The following is a 2432-nucleotide window of genomic DNA, read 5'->3' as shown; positions in this document are numbered from 1 at the left end:
CGCCGCGCTGGGCTCAGCGGATCGGCACGGCTGTCGCCGCCGCCGCGTTGCTCGGCACGCTGGGTCTGTCGCTGTTCGGGTCGGCGAGCCGGCCGGAGGCGCCGGCGCGCGATCAGCACGCGGTCGTGCGGCTCGAGGTGGTCCGGGTCAGCGCGGGCACCGTGTTGGAGCTGCCGGCGCGCGATGCGTCCGCGACGCAGAGCGGCCGCGAGGTCGTGACCCAGCCGAACGACTCGGTGGCGAGGCTGGCGGATGGCCTCGGCACGACCCGCGGCGCGGTGCGCGAGGCGATCCTGCGGGCCAACCCGGGGATGACCCTGCCGAAGAGCGACCACACGCTGCTGCCGGCGGGCACCCGGTTCACCGCGCCCGCAGGCACCGGGGACACCTGGGCGACCCAGGTTGACGACAACCTGACCTGGATCGCCCACCGGTTCGGGCTGCGCGCCTGGATCGACATCGCCGACGCGAACCGCGACCGGCTCGCGGGCCGCGACGTCGACCTGATCCACCCGGGCGAGAACTGGGACGTGCCGGGCGCTGCCTCGCCGTCGCCGGAACCGACCGTGCCGACGACGCCGCCGACGACCGGGCCGACCACCCCGCCGACCGGGCCGATCACGCCGCCGGCGACGCCGGCGACGCCGCCGTCGCCGCTGTCCAGCGAGCCGACCACGGCGCCGACGCCCACGCCGTCGCAGACGCCGACGACCGGCCCGGAGACCTCGACGTCGACCCCGGGCGCGTCGCCGACGCCGGGTGGGACCGGGTCGCCCGGCCCGACCGGCAGCCCGAGCGAGCTGTCCGACGTCCGCGGTTCGCCGTCGCCGGTCGGACGGGTCGTGTTGCTCGTCGTCGGCGGCGCGGCCGCCGTGCTCGCGGCCGGGTTCGGCGTGTGGGCGCTGCTGCGCCGGATGCGGTCGTGGAGCGCCGTCGACGTCGTCGGTTCCCTGACCGGGGCCCGGGACGGGATCCGCCGGGGTGCTGCGGCGTTCTGGGGTACGCCGATGGGGCCGGGCCGGGCCCGCGCCGCCGTCCGCGTGGGTGGCGGGTTCGGGTTCGCCGGCGGGGTCGCGCTCGCCGTGGTCGGCGCGGGCACCGCGGCGACGGTCGCCGGTGTGGTCGTCGCGGGTGCGGCGGTGCTGGCGCTGCTGCGCTCGAAGTGGACGCCGCAGCAGATCCGGGCGCCCACCCGCGCCGAGCTCGGCGCCGCGTTCGGGCGCGTCCGCGCGGCCGTGGCGGCGTGGGGTTCGGCGCTCGCCGCGTGGGGCCGCTCGGTCCGCGACGGTTGGCCGATCGAGTGGACGGTGACCTACTGGAAGGTCGCCGTCCAGTTGGCGGCCCAGCAGCTGTGGGACCGGACCAGGCGGGTCGCCGGTGTGGTGTTCAGCCCGGCCGGGCTGGTGCACATCGCCGTGGGTGCGGTGTTCGTCGCCGCCACCGGGGCCCAGCTGGTGTGGGCGCTGCCCACGATCAGCGCGATGGTGGCGTTCCAGGTGCGCGGCACGCTCAACACGTTCAAGGACCTGCTGTCGAAGAACGTGTGGGTGCAGCGGGGCCTGCTGGCGGCGATCGCCGCGACGCTGTCGGTGAACCTGCCGCTGCACCTGCGGGGTGTGCTGAACCACGCGGCGCCGGACGCGTTCCAGGTGATCGCCGGGCTGTTCGGCGTCACGGCGGTGACCACGGTGATCGGCACGCTCGCGATGCTCGCGGCGCTGTTCACCCCGTCGTCGCCGGACAAGGGCCCGCTCGCGAAGCGGTGGGACCGGATGGCCGACCGCCTCGCGACGATCGGGGCGACGACGACGCTGGTGTCGATCCCGTTCTTGATCTACGCGGTGCTCGCCCACCCGAGCTTCGACGGGATCGTCAACATCCACCCGGTCGTGCTGGGCCTGGTGCTGGCCACGTTCACCGGGTTCGGCGGCGAGGCGCTGCTGCACCTGGCCGGGAAGGTGACCAAGTGGTCGCCGCCGGCGAGGCTGGTCAAGTTCTTCTCGGTCTACTCGGCCGCGACGATCGCCGCGTACGGGATGATCTACCAGCTGCGCCACCTGCCGCTGCTGATCTCGGTGACCGGTGCGCTGACGCTGGGCGGGCTCGCGCACTGGGTGCTGACCCGGCCGCACCTGTCGCCCCGCGCGAAGGTCGGGCACACGCTGGCGGGCGCGGCGCTCACGGGGGTGAACGCGCTGGCGGCGGCCGCGTTGTTCCTCGGCTGGCCCGCGCTGCCCACCGCGGTGGCGATCACGACCGGCGTGGTCGGTGTCCTCGCCACCCTGGCCTGGGCGTGGAGCATCCGCGGCCCGCCGAGCGGACCGAGCGGTCCCACGACACCCGACACCGGCACGCCGCGGCCGACCGGCCCGTCGTCGACGTCCCCGACGACCGGCGGCGCCGCGCCGCCGACGGAGAAGCCGGGTGGGAAG

General features: G+C 75.8%; 1 pseudogene. It reads left to right on the top strand.

What is annotated here, in order from left to right:
• Positions 1-2432, top strand: a pseudogene (locus tag VKZ81_RS02120) (hypothetical protein); the annotation flags it as partial.

Source organism: Pseudonocardia sp., from assembly GCF_035305885.1.
Taxonomy (GTDB): Bacteria; Actinomycetota; Actinomycetes; order Mycobacteriales; family Pseudonocardiaceae; genus Pseudonocardia.
This window is presented reverse-complemented; position numbering and strand designations above follow the sequence as displayed.